Origin of the sequence: Rhodococcus sp. 05-2254-5, assembly GCF_002258575.1 — a bacterium.
Taxonomy (GTDB): Bacteria; Actinomycetota; Actinomycetes; order Mycobacteriales; family Mycobacteriaceae; genus Rhodococcoides; species Rhodococcoides fascians.
The window spans coordinates 40,028-60,114 of record NZ_NOZG01000034.1; the positions used below are offsets into that span (position 1 = coordinate 40,028).

15 protein-coding genes and 1 pseudogene are annotated in these 20,087 nt (G+C 64.2%); 12 read left to right on the top strand and 4 right to left on the bottom strand.

Features of this window, described 5'->3' with window-relative positions; genetic code table 11:
- Window positions 1–103: 103 nt before the first annotated feature.
- Genes CH278_RS26565 through araA form a run of 8 tightly spaced genes read left to right on the top strand, consistent with a single transcriptional unit; the run spans window position 104 to window position 9,758 of the window.
- Window positions 104–1,105: an ABC transporter substrate-binding protein gene (locus CH278_RS26565; protein ID WP_094623368.1), complete on the top strand. Its 1,002-nt coding sequence runs from the start codon at window positions 104–106 to the stop codon at window positions 1,103–1,105.
- A 10-nt stretch (window positions 1,106–1,115) separates the two neighbouring features.
- A complete protein-coding gene (locus CH278_RS26570) occupies window positions 1,116–2,747 on the top strand; it encodes a sugar ABC transporter ATP-binding protein (protein WP_052062875.1) in 1,632 nt (543 codons plus the stop codon).
- Entirely contained in the window at window positions 2,744–3,808 is a 1,065-nt protein-coding gene (locus CH278_RS26575) for an ABC transporter permease (RefSeq protein ID WP_080730100.1), read from the top strand. Before CH278_RS26570 ends, CH278_RS26575 begins: the two co-directional genes overlap by 4 nt.
- On the top strand, window positions 3,805–4,842 hold the full coding sequence (gene yjfF / locus CH278_RS26580) for a galactofuranose ABC transporter, permease protein YjfF (RefSeq protein WP_256991909.1): 1,038 nt from the start codon (window positions 3,805–3,807) through the stop codon (window positions 4,840–4,842). Before CH278_RS26575 ends, yjfF begins: the two co-directional genes overlap by 4 nt.
- A 32-nt stretch (window positions 4,843–4,874) precedes the next feature.
- Complete coding sequence (locus CH278_RS26585) at window positions 4,875–5,900, top strand: LacI family DNA-binding transcriptional regulator (protein ID WP_052068631.1); 1,026 nt, start codon at window positions 4,875–4,877, stop codon at window positions 5,898–5,900.
- Window positions 5,890–7,563: a ribulokinase gene (araB, locus tag CH278_RS26590; protein WP_094623324.1), complete on the top strand. Its 1,674-nt coding sequence runs from the start codon at window positions 5,890–5,892 to the stop codon at window positions 7,561–7,563. The genes CH278_RS26585 and araB overlap by 11 nt, the downstream gene beginning before the upstream one ends.
- Window positions 7,560–8,237, top strand: coding sequence for an L-ribulose-5-phosphate 4-epimerase (locus CH278_RS26595; RefSeq protein ID WP_032401214.1), 678 nt, complete (start codon window positions 7,560–7,562; stop codon window positions 8,235–8,237). Before araB ends, CH278_RS26595 begins: the two co-directional genes overlap by 4 nt.
- A gap of 36 nt (window positions 8,238–8,273) precedes the next feature.
- Window positions 8,274–9,758, top strand: a complete 1,485-nt coding sequence (gene araA, locus CH278_RS26600; RefSeq protein ID WP_032368850.1) for an L-arabinose isomerase — start codon at window positions 8,274–8,276, stop codon at window positions 9,756–9,758.
- A gap of 18 nt (window positions 9,759–9,776) precedes the next feature.
- Here the strand turns inward: araA and CH278_RS26605 are convergent, their stop codons facing one another.
- From CH278_RS26605 to CH278_RS26620, 4 genes are all read right to left on the bottom strand, one after another.
- Window positions 9,777–10,715 (bottom strand): TAXI family TRAP transporter solute-binding subunit, encoded by a 939-nt coding sequence (locus CH278_RS26605; protein ID WP_052068625.1) that lies wholly within the window; start codon window positions 10,713–10,715, stop codon window positions 9,777–9,779.
- Between the two features lie 25 nt (window positions 10,716–10,740).
- Complete coding sequence (locus tag CH278_RS26610; RefSeq protein ID WP_032372988.1) at window positions 10,741–12,105, bottom strand: MFS transporter; 1,365 nt, start codon at window positions 12,103–12,105, stop codon at window positions 10,741–10,743.
- A 122-nt stretch (window positions 12,106–12,227) separates the two neighbouring features.
- Window positions 12,228–13,643 carry a sensor histidine kinase gene (locus CH278_RS26615; RefSeq protein WP_256991910.1) on the bottom strand — a complete coding sequence of 472 codons (1,416 nt, stop codon included), beginning with the start codon at window positions 13,641–13,643 and terminating at the stop codon, window positions 12,228–12,230.
- A gap of 1 nt (window position 13,644) precedes the next feature.
- On the bottom strand, window positions 13,645–14,304 hold the full coding sequence (locus CH278_RS26620) for a response regulator transcription factor (RefSeq protein ID WP_027496156.1): 660 nt from the start codon (window positions 14,302–14,304) through the stop codon (window positions 13,645–13,647).
- Between the two features lie 135 nt (window positions 14,305–14,439).
- On the opposite strand from CH278_RS26620, the gene CH278_RS26625 reads away from it, so the two are divergent.
- From CH278_RS26625 to CH278_RS26640, 4 genes and pseudogenes are all read left to right on the top strand, one after another.
- A complete protein-coding gene (locus tag CH278_RS26625) occupies window positions 14,440–17,040 on the top strand; it encodes an AMP-binding protein (protein WP_081701697.1) in 2,601 nt (866 codons plus the stop codon).
- Between the two features lie 101 nt (window positions 17,041–17,141).
- A complete protein-coding gene (locus tag CH278_RS26630) occupies window positions 17,142–17,429 on the top strand; it encodes a hypothetical protein (RefSeq protein WP_032408129.1) in 288 nt (95 codons plus the stop codon).
- Between the two features lie 69 nt (window positions 17,430–17,498).
- Window positions 17,499–18,896, top strand: a pseudogene (locus tag CH278_RS26635) (LLM class flavin-dependent oxidoreductase); the annotation flags it as partial.
- A gap of 407 nt (window positions 18,897–19,303) precedes the next feature.
- Complete coding sequence (locus CH278_RS26640) at window positions 19,304–20,065, top strand: hypothetical protein (RefSeq protein WP_237606486.1); 762 nt, start codon at window positions 19,304–19,306, stop codon at window positions 20,063–20,065.
- Window positions 20,066–20,087: the final 22 nt, after the last annotated feature.

The following is a 20,087-nucleotide window of genomic DNA, read 5'->3' on the forward strand; positions in this document are numbered from 1 at the left end:
AAATTTTGGAAATTAAACGTTTCAAGTCTTGACGCGGCCCGATGTTAACGCTCACACTGTGTTGCACACGTCACAGTGGAGTGGCGACATTGAGGAGATCACCATGGCGTCGAAGACAATTTTTGCGGCGAGCGCGCTCATTCTGAGTGGTGCGATCGTCCTGAGTGCGTGCAGTAGCGGAGGCGACGGCGACGCGTCCGGCGGCGGTGACGGCGCAACGGTATTGGGCTTTTCCCAGGTCGGTGCCGAGAGCGGATGGCGCACGGCCAACACCACCTCCATCCAGGACGCGGCCAGCGCAGCCGGCATGGAGTTGAAGTTCTCCGACGCGCAGCAGAAGCAGGAAAACCAGATCAAGGCGATTCGCACGTACATCCAGCAGAAGGTCGACGTCATCGCTTTCAGCCCCGTCGTCGAGACGGGATGGGAGCCGGTCCTCCAGGAAGCCAAGCGCGCGAACATCCCGGTGATCCTCACCGACCGCTCCGTCGACACCACCGACGATTCGCTGTATGCCACGTTCCTCGGCTCCGATTTCGTCGAGGAGGGCAAGAAGGCTGGCGATTGGCTGGTGCAGAACAGCGCCACTGCGGACACCACCGGCGACGGCAAGATCAACGTGGTCGAACTGCAGGGAACTACCGGAGCCGCTCCCGCCATCGACCGGGCCGAGGGATTCCGCGACGCCACCGGCGGCCAGTCGAACATCGCGATCACCGCGTCACAGACCGGCGATTTCACTCGTGACGGCGGCAAGCAGGTGATGGAGTCGTTCCTCAACTCCAACCGAGGCCAGATCGACGTCGTCTTCGCCCAGAACGACGACATGGGCCTGGGCGCAATCCAAGCCATCGAAGCAGCCGGGCTGGTACCCGGAAAAGACATCAAGATCATCACCGTCGACGCCGTCAAGGACGGAATGCAAGCACTGGCGGACAAGAAGATCGACTTCATCGTCGAGTGCAACCCACTTCTCGGACCGCAGCTGATGGAGCTCACGGACAAGGTCGTCAAGGGCGAGGACGTTCCCAAGAGGGTCGTCACCGAGGAGACCACCTTCACGCCCGACCAGGCGGCAGCAGTACTCGCCGACCGCCAGTACTGAGAGTCGACGCATGCATACCGACACCGTTCCCACCGCGGAGCCGATCCCCAGCACAGAGCCGACTCCGCTCGTGGAGATGAAAGACATCTCGATCACCTTCGGTGCCGTCCGAGCCCTCGACGGGGTGTCGTTGCGGCTCTTCCCCGGCGAGGTGCATTCGCTGATGGGTGAGAACGGTGCCGGTAAATCGACGTTGATCAAGGCACTGACCGGGGTCTACTCGATCGACAGCGGAACGGTCACGATCGACGGAACCGAACACGAGTTCGCGACGCCGAGCGCGGCCCAGGCTGCAGGTATCAGCACCGTCTACCAGGAAGTGAACCTACTTCCGAATCTGACTGTCGCAGAGAACATGCTCCTGGGCCGCGAGCCCCGACGCCTACCCGGAAAACTGTTGGGGGCCATCGGCGGTATCGACACGCGAGCGATGAACCGCCGTGCCAGAACGACTCTCGACCGGCTGGGCCTCGACATCGAGCCGTCGTCGGTCCTCGGGGACCATCCGATCGCCGTGCAACAGCTCGTCGCCATCGCCCGCGCAGTCGATGTCGACGCCCGCGTCCTCATCCTGGACGAGCCGACCTCGAGCCTGGACAAGGACGAGGTCGAAACCCTGTACTCCGTCATCGAACGGCTGAGGGAAGACGGAACCTCGATCGTCTTCGTGTCGCACTTCCTCGACCAGATCTATCGGATCTCCGATCGAATGACGATCCTGCGCAACGGAAAGCTCGTCTCCGAGCGCCTGGTCGCCGACACTCCGCAGTTCGAGTTGGTCGAGTTGATGATCGGTCGGGAACTGGACACCTTGCGCGAACTCGACAGCCGCGAGCCGGTGATGGTTTCCGACGAACAGACGCCCGTCGTGGAAGTGTTGGGCATCGGACGCAAGGGCGCACTGGAAGCAACCGATCTGCGTCTTCATGCGGGACAGGTCGTCGGCATCGCCGGTCTGCTCGGGTCCGGCCGTACCGAGCTTGCTCGCCTGCTCGGTGGAGCCGATCGATCGGACTCCGGATCGATCGAAGTGCATGCGACCAAGCACCGCATTCGCAGTCCACGCCAGGCCGCCGATCAGCGCATCGCCCTCACCAGCGAGGATCGCAAGGCCGACGGTGTGGTGGCCGATCTGACGGTGGCCGACAACATGCTGCTCGCTCTGCAGGCCAAGCGTGGATGGCTTCGTCCCATCCCCCGTGCCACCCGCACCAAGCTCGTCAAGGAATACATCTCTGCACTCGACATCAGGCCCGCCGATCCGAACGCGTTGATGCGCAACCTGTCCGGCGGCAACCAACAGAAAGTGCTCCTCGCCCGCTGGCTCATCACCGAACCCGAACTTCTGATTCTGGACGAACCGACACGCGGAATCGACATCGGTGCCAAAGCGCAGATCCAAACCCTGGTGGCCGACCTGGCCGCGCGCGGAATGTCGGTGGTGTTCATCTCCGCCGAGCTCGAAGAGATCCTGCGCCTCAGTGACCGCATCGTGGTCATGCGAGATCACCGCAAGATCGACGAACGTATCAACGACGGTGTGTCGGTCGGCGACGTGCTCGCCACCATCGCAGCCGGGGTGCGCACCGACGAACCCGTCGCGGCCGCCACTTCGACCACCGACAGGAATGTCGCATCATGACCGAAACCCTCGAACCATCGGCCGGCGCGCCCGCTCGCGCACGTGCCGCCCTCGCCCAGCCGGTCGTCTGGCCGCTGCTGGCTCTGATAGCTCTGATCGTCGTCAATGTCGTTGTGACACCGGACTTCCTCGACATTCGAATCGAAAACGGTGGCCTGTTCGGAAACATCGTCGATATCGCACGCAACTCCGCGCCGCTCATTCTGGTGGCCGTCGGCATGACGCTGGTGGTGGCAACCCGCGGCATCGACCTCTCCGTGGGCGCAGTGGCAGTCATCGCTGCCGCCGTTGCGTGTACTCGCATCGTCGCGGCACCGGACGAGGGTGCCACCACGACGATGATCATGGCTGTCGTCTGGGCACTGGGAGTATGTCTGCTGCTGGGTCTGTGGAACGGCCTTCTGGTGTCGGTCTTCGGGATTCAACCCATCATCGCGACGCTCATTCTGATGGTCGCCGGACGTGGCCTGGCCATGTTGATCACCGACGGAAACATCACGACAGTCAACAACCCGGCCTTCAGCACTCTCGCGTCGGGCACGCTTCTCGGACTTCCACTGGCACTGATCATCGCCCTCGTGGTCGTGGCAGCAACCGCACTGTTGACCCGGCGGACCGCACTGGGGATGCTCGTCGAAGCCGTCGGAATCAACCCGGAGGCAAGCAGATTGGCAGGCGTCCAGTCGCGGACGATCGTCTGGACGGTCTACGTGTTCGCCGCGGTGTGCTCGGGAATGGCCGGTCTGATCATCGCTGCGAACACCAACTCGGTGAACGCGAACAGTCTGGGCCAGTGGATCGAGCTCGACGCCATCCTCGCTGTCGTCATCGGCGGTACTGCTCTGACCGGTGGTCGATTCTCCATCGCCGGCACCGTCGTCGGTGCCCTGCTCATCGGCACACTCACGCGCACCATCACCAATGTCGGTATCCCCTCCGAGGCCAACTACCTGTTCAAAGCGGTCGTCATCATCGTGGTCTGCCTGTTGCAATCACCACGAGCCCGCGCATCACTGCGGACGTGGTTCCGCACCGACTCCACCAAGGCGGTACGACCGTGAGCGACCTCATGACTGCTCCCCCCACGACTACCGCGGCGGCACCGGGCCCCGCGCCCTCGACCTGGGACCGCGTGAAGCGGTACTCCCCACCGTCTCGGTTTCTGCCGGTCATCGCCACGTTCGCGCTGTTCGTCGGTCTGTTCGGACTCGGCGAATTCCGCTACAGCGGCTTCGCCGATCCACAGGTGTTCCTGTCACTGCTGATCGACAACTCGTTCCTCATCGTCCTCGCGGTAGGGATGACCTTCGTCATCCTCACCGGCGGAATCGATCTCTCCGTCGGGTCCGTCGTCGCACTCTCGACGATGATCGCCGCGCGCACACTGCAATTGGGCTGGCCACCGCTGCTGGTCATGGCCGTGGTGTTGCTGTGTGGCGCCGTGCTCGGCACCGTCATGGGTGCACTCATCCACTATCTGCAGATTCAGCCGTTCGTCGCCACCCTCGCCGGGATGTTCCTCGCCCGGGGCCTGTGCTACATGATCGGTGTCGAGTCGATCCCGATCACCGACGACACGTTCTCCTCCATCGCATTCGCCGTCATCGAACTACCCGGCGGCTACACCATCACCTGGAGCGTGGTGATCGCGCTGGTCACGGTGGCGATTGCTGCATACGTGTTGGCCTGCACTCGTTTCGGACGTTCGGTTTACGGAATCGGTGGCAACGAAGCGTCCGCGCTGCTGATGGGGCTCAAGGTGGCGGCTGTGAAAGTCGGCGTCTACACGATCAGCGGATTCTGCGCGGCGCTCGCCGGCCTACTGTTCTCCTTCTACGCACTGTCGGGCTACAGCCTCAACGCCGTCGGCATGGAGCTCGACGCCATCGCTGCGGTGGTGATCGGCGGAACGTTGCTCACCGGTGGGCGCGGGTACGTCCTCGGCTCGCTGGTGGGGGTCCTGATCCTCGGTGCCATACAGACTTTCATCGCCTTCGACGGAACCCTGAGCTCGTGGTGGACGCGAATCACGATCGGAGTGCTGCTCCTGGTGTTCGTTCTCGCCCAACGTCTGCTGACGGCGAGAAAGAGGTGACCAACACAGGGATCGACGGTAAGGCGCCGGTCATGACCGACGTCGCCCGATTGGCCGGGGTATCCCATCAGACGGTCTCACGGGTCATCAACGGCCAGAACAACTTACGCCCCGAAACCCGCGACCGGGTACAGAATGCCATCGACCAACTGGGCTATCGTCCCAATCGTGCCGCCAGGGCACTGGTCACCAAACGCTCCGCGTCGATCGGAATCATCGGCTCCAAAGGCGGGTTCTGGGGGCCGAGCACCACGCATCGCACCGTGCAGAGCGCGGCACGTGATGCCGGATTCTCCGTCAGCGCAGTCAGTCTCGCAACGCTGACACACGACGAACTCGTCGGCGCACTGCATCACCTGCACGACCAGGGCGTCGAGGGCATCGTGTTGATCGCCGCCACCGACGACGCTGTGGCAGCGGCTCGATCCGAGGAGTCCGTCGTTCCCGTCGTGGTCGTCGAAGGTGACCCCTCCACCTCGACCTGGACCGTGGGCATCGATCAGGTCGGCGGCGCTCGATTGGCCACCCGACACCTGATCGAGGCAGGTCACGAACGCATCGTGCATCTGTCCGGACCGCAGGGATGGACCGAATCCCGCGGCCGTGAACAAGGGTGGCAGGATGCGCTCGACGAGGCCGGGCTGGCGTGGACACCGGTCCTCCGCGGCGACTGGTCCGCACGCAGCGGCTACGAGAACGGGCTCCGCCTCGCCGAGGACCACACCGTCACGGCCGCGTTCTGCGCCAACGACCAGATGGCCCTCGGCTTGCTGCGCGCCTTCCACGAGAGCGGCCGCCGTGTGCCCGAGGACTTCGCCGTCGTCGGATTCGACGACATCCCCGAGGCTGCTTTCCTGATTCCACCACTGACGACGGTCCGCCAGGACTTCACCGAAGTCGGCAGACGCGCGATCGACGTCCTGCGCGCGGCACTGGACAACACTGCCGCGCCCGAGGCGTCCATCGATCCTGAACTCGTCGTTCGATCGTCCAGCACCACTGCACCGAAACCGACCACAACCGTTGCACCGCAACAAGGAGAATCGCATGTCCAGTGACCGCTACACGGTAGGAGTGGACTACGGCACTCTCTCCGGCCGTGCCGTAGTCGTCCGTGTGTCCGATGGTGCCGAAATTGCATCTGCCGTACACGAATACCGCCACGCCGTACTCGAGGAGACTCTGCCCGGCAGTACCGTACGACTACCCGACGCGTGGGCTCTGCAGGTGCCGGACGACTATCGCGACGTCCTACGCCGCGCCGTCCCCGCTGCGATGGCCGCCGCGGGCATCGAGCCGGAGCAGGTGGTGGGCATCGGGACCGACTTCACCGCATGCACCATGGTGCCGACCTACGCGGACGGCACGCCGCTCAGCGAAGACCCGCGGTTCGTCGATCGCCCACACGCATACGTCAAACTGTGGAAACACCATGCGGCGCAGGGACAGGCCGACCGGATCAACGAACTGGCCGCCCGACGCGGCGTGAGCTGGCTCCCCCGCTACGGCGGCTTGATCTCCTCGGAATGGGAATTCGCCAAGGCGCTGCAGATTCACGAGGAGGACGCCGAGATCTACGAGGCCATGGACCGGTGGGTCGAGGCGGCCGACTGGATCGTCTGGCAACTGTGCGGAAATTACGTGCGTAATGCCTGCACCGCGGGATACAAGGGCATCTATCAGAACGGCAAGTATCCTTCCGTCGATTTCCTCACCGAGCTCGCGTCCGGGTTCGGTGGGTTCGTGGCAGAGAAGCTCGACCAACCGCTGGGCGAGTTGGGCTCGCGTGCAGGCACGTTGACCGCCGAGGCCGCGGCATGGACGGGATTGCCCGAGGGGATAGCCGTCGCGGTCGGCAACGTGGATGCGCACGTCACGGCCCCGGCTGCGGGTGCCGTCGAATCGGGCCGCATGGTCGCCATCATGGGAACATCCACCTGCCACGTCATGAGTTCGACCGTGTTGAACGACGTTCCGGGTATGTGCGGCGTCGTCGACGGCGGCATCGTCGCTGGGTCGTACGGGTACGAGGCCGGCCAGAGTGGGGTCGGCGACATCTTCGGGTGGTTCACCCGCACCGGAGTTCCCGCGTCCTACAGTGAAGCGGCAACTGCCGCAGGCGAGTCCGTGCACGAATACCTGACGCGGCTCGCGTCGGCCCAAGAGGTGGGCGAGCACGGTCTGGTCGCGCTCGACTGGCACAGCGGCAATCGGTCGATCCTGGTCGATCACGAACTGTCCGGCCTGGTCATCGGATCGACGCTTGCGACGCGGCCCGAGGACACCTACCGCGCACTGCTCGAGGCAACGGCATTCGGCACCCGCGTCATCGTCGAGACGTTCCGCGACAGCGGCGTTCCCGTCGAAGAATTCGTCGTGGCGGGAGGTCTGGCCCGCAACCCACTGCTGATGCAGATCTACGCCGACGTGCTACGTATGCCGTTGTCCGTCATCGCGTCCGCACAGGGCCCCGCCTTGGGCTCCGCCATCCACGCGGCAGTGGCCGCAGGCTGCTACCCGGACGTGCCGGTGGCGTCGAAGTCGATGGGCAAGGTCCGCCGCGGTGCATTCGTTCCGGACGAGTCCCGCTCGGAGGCATACGACTCGCTGTACGAGATCTACCTGGAACTGCACGATCGCTTCGGTCGGGACGTACCGACCATGCGCCGGCTGCGATCACTGCGTCGCGCAGCCCTGACGAGGAAGCTGGAAGCGAAATGACAGTTGTCGACGATGTTCGCGAGGTCGTCGAGGAGATTCGCAAGGACGTGTGCGCACTGCATGCGGAACTGGTGCGCTACGGTTTGGTCGTGTGGACGGCGGGCAACGTGTCCGCGCGCGTTCCCGGTCGAGACCTCATGGTCATCAAGCCGAGCGGCGTCTCCTACGACGACCTGACACCGGGCAACATGGTGGTGTGCGATCTGCACGGTCGAGTGGTCGAAGGAGACCACGCGCCGTCCTCGGACACCGAGGCGCAGGCATACGTCTATCGGCACCTCGACCATATCAACGGTGTGGTGCACACTCATTCGCCCTACGCGGTGGCGTGGGCCGCACGAGGAGAACCCATTCCGGTCGTGACCACGATGTGCGCCGACGAATTCGGCGGCGACATTCCGGTGGGTCCGTTCGCCGTGATCGGCGACGACTCGATCGGGCGCGGCATCGTCGACACCCTCGCAGACAGCCGCTCTCCGGCAATACTCATGCAGAACCACGGCGTCTTCGCCGTTGGCCCGTCGGCCCGATCTGCGGTGAAAGCGGCGGTCATGTGCGAGGACGTGGCCCGATCGGTGCACCTGTCGTATCAACTGGGACAACCACTTCCCATCCCCCGCGCGTCGGTCGACGCACTCTACGACCGCTACCAGAACGTCTACGGCCAGCGCTGATCAGCGCCACATTTTTCCACGGAAGGTACATTCTCCATGTCCGAAGTATGGTTTCTCACCGGCAGCCAAGGCCTCTACGGTCCCGAGACGCTCGAGCAGGTAGCAGTCCAGTCACGGGAGATCGCAGACAAACTCGACGGCGCACTACCGGTATCCGTCGTCTGGAAGCCGGTGCTGCTCGACGCGTCCGCGATCCTGCGGTGCATGCGCGAGGCCAACGCCGCCGAGGACTGCATCGGCGTCGTCACCTGGATGCACACTTTCTCGCCGGCCAAGATGTGGATCGCAGGCTTGGACGCGCTCGATGTTCCACTGCTGCACCTGCACACGCAGGCCGGAATGTCGTTGCCCTGGTCCACGATCGACATGGAGTTCATGAATCTGAACCAGGCTGCGCACGGTGATCGCGAGTTCGGGCACATCGAGTCCAGGGTCGGCGTACTGCGCACCACCATCGCGGGCCACGTCGACAATCCGTCGGTACGGACGCGGGCGGAGCAGTGGGCGCGCGCGGCACTCGGCCGGGCCGAATTGCGTTCGCTGAAACTGGCCCGCTTCGGCGACAACATGCGCGACGTCGCGGTCACCGAGGGCGACAAGGTGGAGGCGCAGCTGCGGTTCGGCGTCTCCGTGAACACCTACGGCGTCAACGATCTCGTGGACGTGGTCGACAGCGTCAGCGAGTCGGCCGTCTCGGAACTCGTCGACGAGTATCGGTCGCTCTACGACATCGCACCGAGCCTCGACAAGGACGGGGATCGTCACGACTCCCTCCGCTACGGCGCACGCGTCGAAGCGGGAATGCGGCAGTTCCTCACCGACGGCGGGTTCAAGGCGTTCACCACCAATTTCGAGGACCTCGGCGGCCTGCGTCAGTTGCCGGGATTGGCGGTGCAGCGACTGATGGCCGACGGTTACGGCTTCGGCGGCGAGGGCGACTGGAAGACGTCGATGTTGTTGCGCGGCATGAAGGTGATGGCCGAGGGACTGGAGGGCGGTACGTCCTTCATGGAGGACTACACCTACCACCTCGTCCCCGGTGAGGAGAAGATCCTCGGTGCACACATGCTGGAGGTGTGCCCGTCCATCACGACGTCTCGCCCCACACTGGAAATTCATCCACTCTCGATCGGCGGCCGCGAGGATCCGGTGCGGCTGCGATTCACCGCCGATCCGGGGCATGGCGTCGTCGTCGGACTGTCCGACGTCGGTGAGCGATTCCGATTGACGGCCAACGTGATCGACGTGGTCGAGCCCGACGAGGCGCTGCCGAAACTACCCGTGGCATGCGCAGTGTGGGAACCGCAGCCCTCGCTGTCGGTGTCGGCCGAATCGTGGTTGACTGCAGGCGCACCCCACCACACGGTGTTGAGCACCGCCATCGGTCTGCCTGTGCTGGAGGCATTCTCGGACATGATCGGTGTCGAGCTGCTCGCTATCGATTCCGGCACCACGACGCGTGGGTTCCAGCAGACTCTCCGATGGAATGCGGCCTACCACCGACTCGCAGCGAGGTTGTGAGCTGGTAGTGCCCGCCGTCTAACCGTGGCGAGCGCGGTATTCCTCTTCGGCCCCGGGGTGCAGAGGAATACCGCCCGTCATGACCAGTGAGCGTGCGTCGAGAAATTGGCTGCCGATCGCTTGCCCGGGGACCAGGGCCGACGATCGGTCGAGCAGAACGCTCACTAGGGCTGCGACAACTCGGTTCGGCACATCGGGGTGGGCCAACAGCAGATTCGGAATTCCGACGGTCGTCACCTCCGGGTGCGAGCCGTACACGTTCGCCGGAACCGGGACCGCCTCGTACGCGGTGCCGAACGCCCGACGCAGGTTCGGAACGAGACTGCCCAATTCGAGCAAGCGGATCTCGCTACTCGGGTCGGCGAAAGCCGGGGTCGGCAATCCACCCGCCCACATCACCGCGTCGATCTCGTTGTCGGACAACGCGGTCGCAGCCGCCTTCATCGACAATTGAACTTCACGAACTGCATCCGGTCCCGAGACGCCGGCCGCGTCGAGGATCCGATGCGAGAGAACCGTTGCCCCCGATCCGGGCGCGCCGGTACTCACTCGTCGTCCCCGTAGATCGCTCGCTGCGAGGATGGTCGAGTCCGCCCGCACAGCGACCTGAAAGTAGTTCTCGTAGACACATCCGACCGCGGCCAGGTCGGTACTCGGGTGGCTGTATGCGGCGTCGATCAGCGTCATCGCCAGTTCGGCACGACCGGAGATCAACGCGTCGAGGTTGTCGAGAGAACCGGATGTCGTGAGCGGCACTACCTCGACCTCCGACAGTCCGGCAGCCGCGTCGGACAGCAAGCCGGAGAACTCCCAGAAGAAGCCGCCCACCTCGCCCGCCGCCAGGCGCAGTTGCATCGGCGGGTCCGTGGCACAGGCTCCCATGGCCACCGCGGTCAGCGACACGACACCGGCCCGCAGAGCTGTTCTTCGGGAGAACAACGCAGCGGGCCGGAGCATGTCACTCACTGTAAGTCGTCACAGGTCACGCGAAGGCCTTGCCCTGCTCCCTGTCGAGGACGGTCTCGGTCTTGTTCCGCAGCACGAAGATGTACACCAGGAGCGAGATGCCGATGACGACGGTCACGTACAGAATGAACCACCCGACGTGCCCACCGTTCTTCGCGGCCTGGTAGATCAACGGAGCGGTACCGCCGAACGCGGAGTTCGCCAGCGCGTAACCGAGGCCGACTCCCAATGCGCGGATGTGCGAGGGGAACAATTCGGCTTTGACGATCGCGTTGATCGAGGTGTAACCGGTGAGGATGACGTAGCCGACGCAGACCAGCGCCAAGGACTGCACCACCGACGTAGCCGACGGCAGGTACGTGATGAGCACGTAGGTGTAGAGCACGCCGCCGACGCCGAAGAAGACCAGCAGAGGCTTGCGTCCCACCTTGTCGCTGATCAAGCCGCCGATGGGCTGCAGCAACATCAGGAAGATCAGCCCGAACAGGTTGATCCAGGTCCCGGTCATTCCGCGATCCTCGTACGCTGCCTTGATCATCGAGGGTGCATTGACGCTGTAGGTGTAGAACGCGATGGTGCCACCGGCGGTCACCATGAAACAGATCAGCAGAGCGCGCCAGTGCTTTCCGACCAATTCCTTGAGAGATCCGGACGCCTGGTCAGCACCGCTACGAACTGCCTCGAGCTGATCCTTCGTCAGGGACTCGTCCATGCTGCGGCGCAGCCAGAAGACAACCACTGCGGCGACGCCACCGATGAAGAACGCTATGCGCCAACCGAAGTCCTCGATCTGCTCCCGCTCGAAGAAGACCTGCATCAGCAGCAACGTGACCTGCGCCAGAACGTGGCCACCGATCAGCGTGACGTACTGGAACGAGGAGAAGAATCCGCGACGCTCACGAGTGGCGGCCTCGGACATGTATGTCGCCGACGCTCCGTACTCACCACCGGTGGCGAAGCCCTGCACCAGACGGCACAGAATCAGAATGACCGCGGCCCACACACCGATGCTCTCCCGGCCGGGGGTGAACGCGATGACCATCGAGCAGGCCGCCATCAGCGAGACGCTGAATGTCAGTGCGGCTCGGCGACCGTTCCGGTCTGCGTATCGTCCGAAGAACCACGAACCGACCGGACGCATCAGGAACGTGACCGCGAAGATCCCGTAAACGTAGATGGTCGAATTCTTGTCCGCCGAGTCGAAGAACTGATTCTCGAAATACGTCGCGAAGACGGTGTAGACGTACACGTCGTACCACTCGACGAGGTTGCCCGACGACCCACGCAGTGTGTTGTACACGGCGCGGCGGGTGGCTGCGGGAGACGAGACCGGCGGGTTCGCACGAGACGAACCAGCGGTCGAAGTGGCCTCGTTGGCCATGGGCAGGTCCTTCCACAGATAGCTTGCGGGTGGTCGCCGAACGCGTGACGGCAACCGAAGTCCTTCTACTGTGACCCCCAGCACAGCGAGAACCAAGCTGTTTCGCGTTTCCTAACACTCCCTTAGGACAGGGACCCGCTCGAGCCGTGACGCGGGAGCAGCATTCGGACGATCAAACCGGACGGTCGATGAGCGTCGACCTCGAGGCGTCCTCCCACTCGTTCGATCAGGGCCGCGACTATTGCCAGGCCGAGCCCCGTTCCGGCCCCGTGAGCACTCGATGCCCGAAAGAACCGGTCCGCGATCATCGGCAATTCGGCAGCGGATACACCCGGGCCGGTGTCGGTGATCGACACCACGACGTGATCGTCGCCGGCTCGGCAGTCGATATCGACCTCCGCTCCCGAACCGGCGTACTTGGTCGCGTTGCTCAGGATCGCGTCGAGCATGCGCACCAGGTCTTCCTCCGGTACCGCAGCAGTGTGATCGGCTCCCGGGTCGGGATCCGCGACATGGACGGTCAGCCCGGCCACTGTCAGTGCGCTCGACCAGAATCGGACTCTGTCGGTGAGCACGAACAGTACGTCGCACGCGGTCTCGCGATGCAGGACCGGCGTCTCGGCAGCAGCGAGAACGAGAAGATCCTCGACAACGGAGTCGAGCCGATCGACCTCCAGTGTCGTTCGCTGGTGCGCTTCGGCGACCGATTCGGGCACCCGAATTCCCAACACGTCCAGTCGAATTCGTAATGCCGCCAACGGGTTACGCAATGCATGGGCGGTGTCGGCCACGAGACGACGCTGCGCAGCGGTCGCGTTCTCCACATCGTCTGCCATCGCGTCGAACGCACGCGAGAGCGCTCGAACCTCGGGCGGACCGACGTGTGCGTCCGACTCGAGACGTGGCGAGTCGTCGAGAGGCCGGCGATCGTGAAAGGCGTCGCCGAACGATTGGACTCGCATCGACAACGACGTCAGTGGACGAACGACCCAGCGCGACAACGCAGCAGCGATCAGCGCCACCGTGGCCAAGATCAGCAGCGCACCGACAGCGATCACCGCCCACCCGATCGCCACATCCCGGCGGGCCGCGTCGGTGGAGGCTGCGATCACCACGGCACCGTCGACCTGCGTTCCCCCACCGATCGGTGCTGCCACCAGTACCGACGACGGCGACCACGGCGTCACACTCGACGGAAGGCCACCGCGTTGATTGCGCAGGGCACCGGCCACCGCCTGTTGAACGTCCGTGCGCGTCGTATCCAGACCCGATGCAGCACGGACCGCTCCGGTGCGGTCGACCACCACGATCCCCTCGCCGTACAGATCGTTGTAGCGCTGCACCGACTCTCGGATTCGTGAATCACCCGACTCGTCCTCCCGGGAGCTCAGTTCCGCGAAGTACGTTGCAGCGGCAGCTCGATTCTCACCGAATCGTTGGGCGCGTTCGCGCCCCAGCAACAATCCCAGCGGAACCGACAGCGCGAGAACGACGACGGCCGAGTAGACCATCAGCACCACGAGAACCCGGCGCCGCACGTCAGCCGTCCCAGCGGTAGCCGAAGCCGCGGATCGTGGCGATGGTCCCGGGTCGGCCGAGCTTGGCACGCAACGTCGTCATGTGCACGTCGAGCGATCGCGAGATCGCCACGTACGCATCGCCCCAGATCGCATCCATCAGCTGTTCGCGGCTCACCGCTTCACCACTTCGGGTCGCCAGGTGCGCAAGCAGGTCGAACTCTTTGGTGGTCAGCCCGATGTCTCGCCCGTCGACTTCGACACTGCGCCCGACGAGATCGACGACCACGTCGCCCAACTCGAGCCGATCCACCGCCGCATCACTCGTTGCGCTCCGACGCCGCGCCGCCACTTCCAGCCTCGCGTGCAACTCCCCCAATCGAGCGGGCTTGACGACGTAGTCGTCCGCGCCCGCGCGCAGAGCTCGGACCACCGACCGCTCGTCGTCCCGCGCGGTCAGCACCACCACGGGCACCGAACTCAAGGTCCGCAGCTTACGAAGCGCCTCGAGGCCGTCCATGTCGGGTAAGCCGAGATCGAGGAGAACGACACCCATGCCGTGGTACCCGAGCAGCAGGTCGGCACCGCGGCGCATCCGGACAGGGTCGTGCCCCACCTCGGTCAGCGCATCCACCAACGCGTCGCCGACGCCGTCGTCGTCCTCCACCACCGCTATTCGCATCGCCTCGAGATTAGGCCACGATCTGCCGCCTCGCCCCCCGTGGAGCGACCATGACAATGCCGAGCGATGTAAACACTACAGGACCTCTAGTTAGGTTCGGCATTCCTTATATAGACTCCGTCGGTGCTCAGCGAGATGACGTACCTCGACCGCCCCGGTGTGCGCTTCGCGCGCGACCTCGGCCGCTTCGGTGACGAAGCTGCCCTGATCGCGGCACACGAGACGCTTACCTACCGTGACCTCGACGAACGTGTCGAGCGTCGGGTATCGGAACTCGGGACGACGCGTTGTCTCGTGCTGATCGCCGGTTCCAACGACGTCGACGTGATCGTCACGTATCTGGCGGCGCTGCGGGCCGGGCATCCGGTACTGCTGGCTCCGGGCGACAGTTCCGGCCACTTCGACGGCCTGATCGACGCCTACCGGCCCGATGTGGTGGTTCGCACCGTCGACGGCCACAGCGTCATCGAGAAGGATGACCGACAACCTGGGCATCACCTGCACCCCGACCTCGCGTTGCTGCTCAGCACGTCCGGCTCGACCGGTTCGCCCAAGCTCGTCCGACTCTCGCACCGAAACGTGCAGTCCAACGCCGAGTCGATCGCGGAGTATCTCGGCATCCGCGCCACCGACCGAGCGGTGACGACGCTGCCCATGCACTACTGCTACGGGTTATCGGTCGTGCACAGCCACCTTCTACGCGGTGCCGCCTTGATTCTGACCGATTCTTCCGTCACCGATCCCAACTTCTGGAACCTCGTGCGGACTCAGCGCGGAACAACGTTCGCCGGCGTGCCGTACACCTTCGATCTACTCGACCGGATGGGGTTCGAAGGGCTGGATCTGCCCGAGCTGCGCTACATCACGCAGGCCGGTGGCAAGATGCCGCCGGATCGCGTCCGGAAATATGCCGAGCTGGGTCGACGTCGGGGATGGGATCTGTTCGTCATGTACGGGCAGACCGAGGCAACCGCCCGAATGGCCTATCTGCCATCCGATCTCGCCGCCGCCCACCCGCACACAATCGGCCGTCCGATTCCCGGAGGTTCCTTCCGCCTGGAGACAGTCGACGACTCCCCGAGTGGGACAGGCGAACTCGTCTACTCCGGGCCGAATGTCATGCTCGGCTACGCAGAGGGTCCCGACGACCTTCGCCTCGGTGACACCCTCGCGGGCGAACTACACACCGGCGACCTCGCGCGGCTCACGGACGACGGGTTCTACGAGGTGGTGGGGCGACGAAGTCGATTCGCGAAGGTGTTCGGTCTGCGTATCGACCTGCAGCACGTCGAGTCCGCACTCGCACAGCACGGGCTGACGGCGTGCTGCACCGGTGGTGTCGACGAGCTGGTCGTCGTCGTGGAGGGCGGAAACGTCGACGAGGTCCGCCGCACGGCCGCTCGGACCAGCAGCCTCCCCGTTGCCGCGGTCCGAGTCTGCCTCGTCGACGAACTGCCGAGAACGCCCACCGGCAAACCCGATCTGCGAGCGGTCGCGGACATCGCGGACCGGCACGGGCTCGACCCGTCGTACGCCGTCTCGACCACCGCCGACGTGAAGGCGCTGTTCGCCGAGATCCTGCACTGCGCGCAGGTGGACGACGACAGTACGTTCGTGAGTTCGGGCGGCGACTCCCTGTCGTACGTCCGTATGTCCCTGCGACTCGAGGCCATGCTGGGCCATCTCCCCGAGAATTGGCACACCACACCGGTGCGAGAGTTGGATCGCGGCCCGCGCATGCGCCGCGGTTGGCGCCGAGTGGAGACGAACGTTCTGCTGCGCGCCCTGGCGATCGTTCTGATCGTAGGCTCACACATTCACCTGTTCGCGGTACTCGGCGGAGCGCACGTACTACTCGGAATTGCCGGCTACAACTTCGCCCGCTTTCACCTCGGCGCAGCCGACCGCAACGAGCGGTTGCGGCGTGTACTGAGGAGCGTCGCCCGAATAGCCGTTCCCAGCATGCTGTGGATCGGATCTGTCATCGCCCTCACCGGGGACTATCGAATCACCAGTGCATTTCTACTCAACGGAATCCTCGGCCCGGACGGGTGGTCTGCGGAATGGCGGTACTGGTTCGTCGAAGCGATCGTGTACATCGTTCTCGCCGTAGCTGCTCTGCTTTTCGTGCCGTTCGTCGATCGTCTCGAACGCTGTCACCCGTTCTGGTTCCCGATGGGACTCGTGGGCCTGGGACTCGTCGCCCGCTACGGCCTGATCGACATCGACGACAGCCCCAACCGCATTCTGACCGCGTCGGTGGTCTTCTGGTTGTTCGCCTTGGGTTGGGCTGCGGCGCAAGCGGACACTGTCCGGCAGCAGCTGTGGGTGACGGCGGCCATCGTTGGCACGGTGCCCGGATTCTTCTTCGGTGACACCCAACGAGAAGTCATCGTCACTGCCGGCCTGTGCATGTTGGTATGGCTGTCGTCGATTCCATTCCCCATGATGTTGAGCCGGGTGGCAGGAGTGTTGGCGAGCGCCTCGCTCTACATCTACCTGACCCACTTTCAGGTCTACCTGCCACTCCGCGACGACCACCCCGTGCTGGCATTCGTTCTGTCGATCATGGTCGGAATTCTGTACTGGCAGGCGGTCGACCTCGCACTCGCTCTGCACAGACGTGTCAGGAACCGCGCTCGACAGGCCAAGAGGAGCCCCACCGCGACATCGGCCGACTCGAGTCGCCGCTTTCGCACGCTCGGCGACCGCTGGCCAGGCTTCGAATCAGGGTGATTCGAACCGTCGCTGCACGGACTCGGACGGGTTAGCTTCGGTAACGATGCTCGAGCCGTGGTAGACGTCGGTCTGCCCAACAGTGAGGACAGTCGCACCGCATGGCGCTCAACAACGGAACTCTGATCCACCTGGTCGCACGAGAGGGAAAGCAGGACGAGGTCGCCGCGATCCTGGGCGAAGCACTCGGATCGGTGGCGCGGGATCCGCAGACCGCGACGTGGTACGCGTATCGAATCACCAACACCGAGTTCGGAATCTTCGGTTCGTCCGAAAGCAAGGTGCCCCTCGGCCAGGACGGCCATCGGGTGCTCACCCGACTGTCCGACGACCTGCTCGCGCACGCGCCGTCGGTGCAGTCGTTCGACGTGCTCGCCTCCAAGGTCTGATGTCGACCGACCTGCGATGAGCAGCAGGTTCACCCCAGTACTCCGACCCGCTGATCGAAAGAGCCGAACATGAACGCAGGGCCCGACACCGCACGCAAGCAGCTGGTACTGAGCGCTTTCGACATGGCGTGCGTGGTGCACCAGAACCCCGGCATGTGGACCGACGCCGATGACCAGACTCACCGCTACACCGACATCGAGTACTGGGTGGAATTGGCCCAGACGCTGGAAGCGGCGGGTTTCGACATCCTCTTCCTGGCCGACGTCCTGGGGTTCTACGACGTGTACGGCGGCAACCGAGACGCCGCACTGCGTACAGCTGCGCAGGCACCCGTAGCCGATCCGCTGTTGACGATCTCGGCCATGGCCGCGGCGACGAAGACGCTGAGTTACGGTGCGACGGTCTCGTCCACCTACGAACTGCCGTACAAGTTCGCCAAGACCATGACGACACTCGATCACCTCACCAAAGGCCGGGTGGCGTGGAACGTCGTGACGTCCTACCAGCAGAGCGCAGCAGTCAATCTCGGCCTGACGCAGCAGATCTCGCACGACGAGCGGTACGAGATCGCCGACGAGTTCATGGAGGTCTGCTACAAGCTGTGGGAGGGCTCGTGGGAAGAGGACGCGGTGGTGCGCGACCGCGCTCGTGGCGTCTACACCGAGCCGTCCAAGGTGCACGACATCGACCATGCCGGTAAGTACTTCACCGTTCCCGGTGCGCATCTGGGCGAACCGTCCCCGCAACGCACGCCGTTCCTGTTCCAGGCCGGGGCGTCGGCCCGGGGGCGCAAGTTCGCCGCCAAGCACGCCGAAGCGGTCTTCCTCGTCGGAGTCAACCCCCACGACGTTCGCCCCATCGTCGACCAGTACCGCATGTTGGCCGCCGAGCAGGGACGCGATCCGCGAAGCCTGAAGATCATCATGATGCTCACTCCCATCGTCGCCGCGACCGACGAGGCCGCGCACGAAAAGCTGCTGCAGGTTCAGAAGCACGCCCAGGTCGACGCCGCTCTGGCATTGTGGGGCGGATGGACCGGAGTCGATCTCTCGGGAGCCGACCCCGACAAGCCGTTGGACCAGTTCCGAGGCGACGGCATCCGTGCGTTCAGCGACATGCTCACTCGGGTCGACAGCGAATTGGTATGGACACCACGCAAACTGGCGGAGTGGCTGTGCGTGGGCGGCATGAGCGCGAGCATCGTGGGCTCACCGAAGACGATCGTCGATCACTTCGAGGAGTGGATCGAGATCGCCGATGTCGATGGCTTCAACATCGCTCGCGTCACCAACTTCGAAACGTTTCGCGACTTCGGAGAATTGATCACCCCCGAACTCCGTCGCCGTGGATTGATTCCCGACACCAACCGCACCGAACCCACCTCCCTGCGTGAACTGGTGCTGGGGCAGCCCCGTCTGCGCGACGACCATCCCGGCGCGGCCTTTCGGCCCGCCGCGACGACGGGTCCCCGTCCGGCCCCGCCGACGACCATTCGTGTCGCACCCCGCAATGTCGGACTCCTGGTCACCCTCACCGCCAAACCCGACACGGCAGACGCCCTGGAAAACTGGCTCACCGAGATGCACGCCCACGCACTCGACGAGCCGGGCACCACAACCTGGTATGCAATCAAGTTGAGCGAGAACACGTTCGCGATCTACGACACGTTCCCCGACGAGGACGGACGCCAGGACCACCTGCACGGCAGCATTGTGAAGTCCCTCCGCGAACGCCAGCAGGAGCTTCTGGCCGAGCCGCCGACCATCCGTCAGGTGGACCTGCTCGCAGTGAAATCCTTGTTGACGGTCTGATCGACGAACGTCAGCGGCTGGATTCTCCCGGCTGCTACCAGAAATGACTGGACGTGGCTGACATGATCGAAGACATGATCATCACCCCGTCCGTCGAGCAGTTCCGTCGATTGGCACAGTCGTCTCCGTGGCGTTGGAGAACTGTCGAGCTCGCATTCGTGCGCGCCGGTCACACAGCTCCGGTGCACGCATGGATTCGACGCCCGGGATACCTTCGCGTGGAGAACGCCGCTGGTGAAGTCGTCGAAGTATCCTCCGTGACAATCCCATTCGACGAGAGGGCAGCTGTGTACTCGAACGGAGCCGATGCCGACCGTCCCAGTGCACTGTGGGCATCGGATACGACACCGGTGTTCGACGCCGATGGGTTGGTGTCGGCGTTACCATCGGAAACGGATTCGTGGTTCGTGGACTGGGACGATCCGTTCTACGAGAACTACCAGTGGATCGCGATGCTCAACCCGATCGAACTCACTCGTTCACCGCACGACCATTCGTCCGCCGCGACAGGCACCGACGTATCCGAGGTCGAGGTAGTCGAGCACGGCGGGCGGCAAGCGTGGGAGGCCATCGTCTGCACCACTCCGGAGTACGACGCCCGATGCGAATGCTGCGCATTACTGAGCGGGTACTACGACTTCGATACCGGGCACTGGGTTCCCGGGCCGCCGGTATCCGTGAGACTCGACGTACAGACCGGAATCTGTGTCTACGTCGGTCCGACCACGGACGGTCCGACCGATGACTGCGACATCGACGTGACGATCCTCGCCGTCGACGAAGCTATGGACGACAGCATGTTCGTGCGGGGTGGCCGAACATAATTCGGTACCGCCCCAGCGCGCT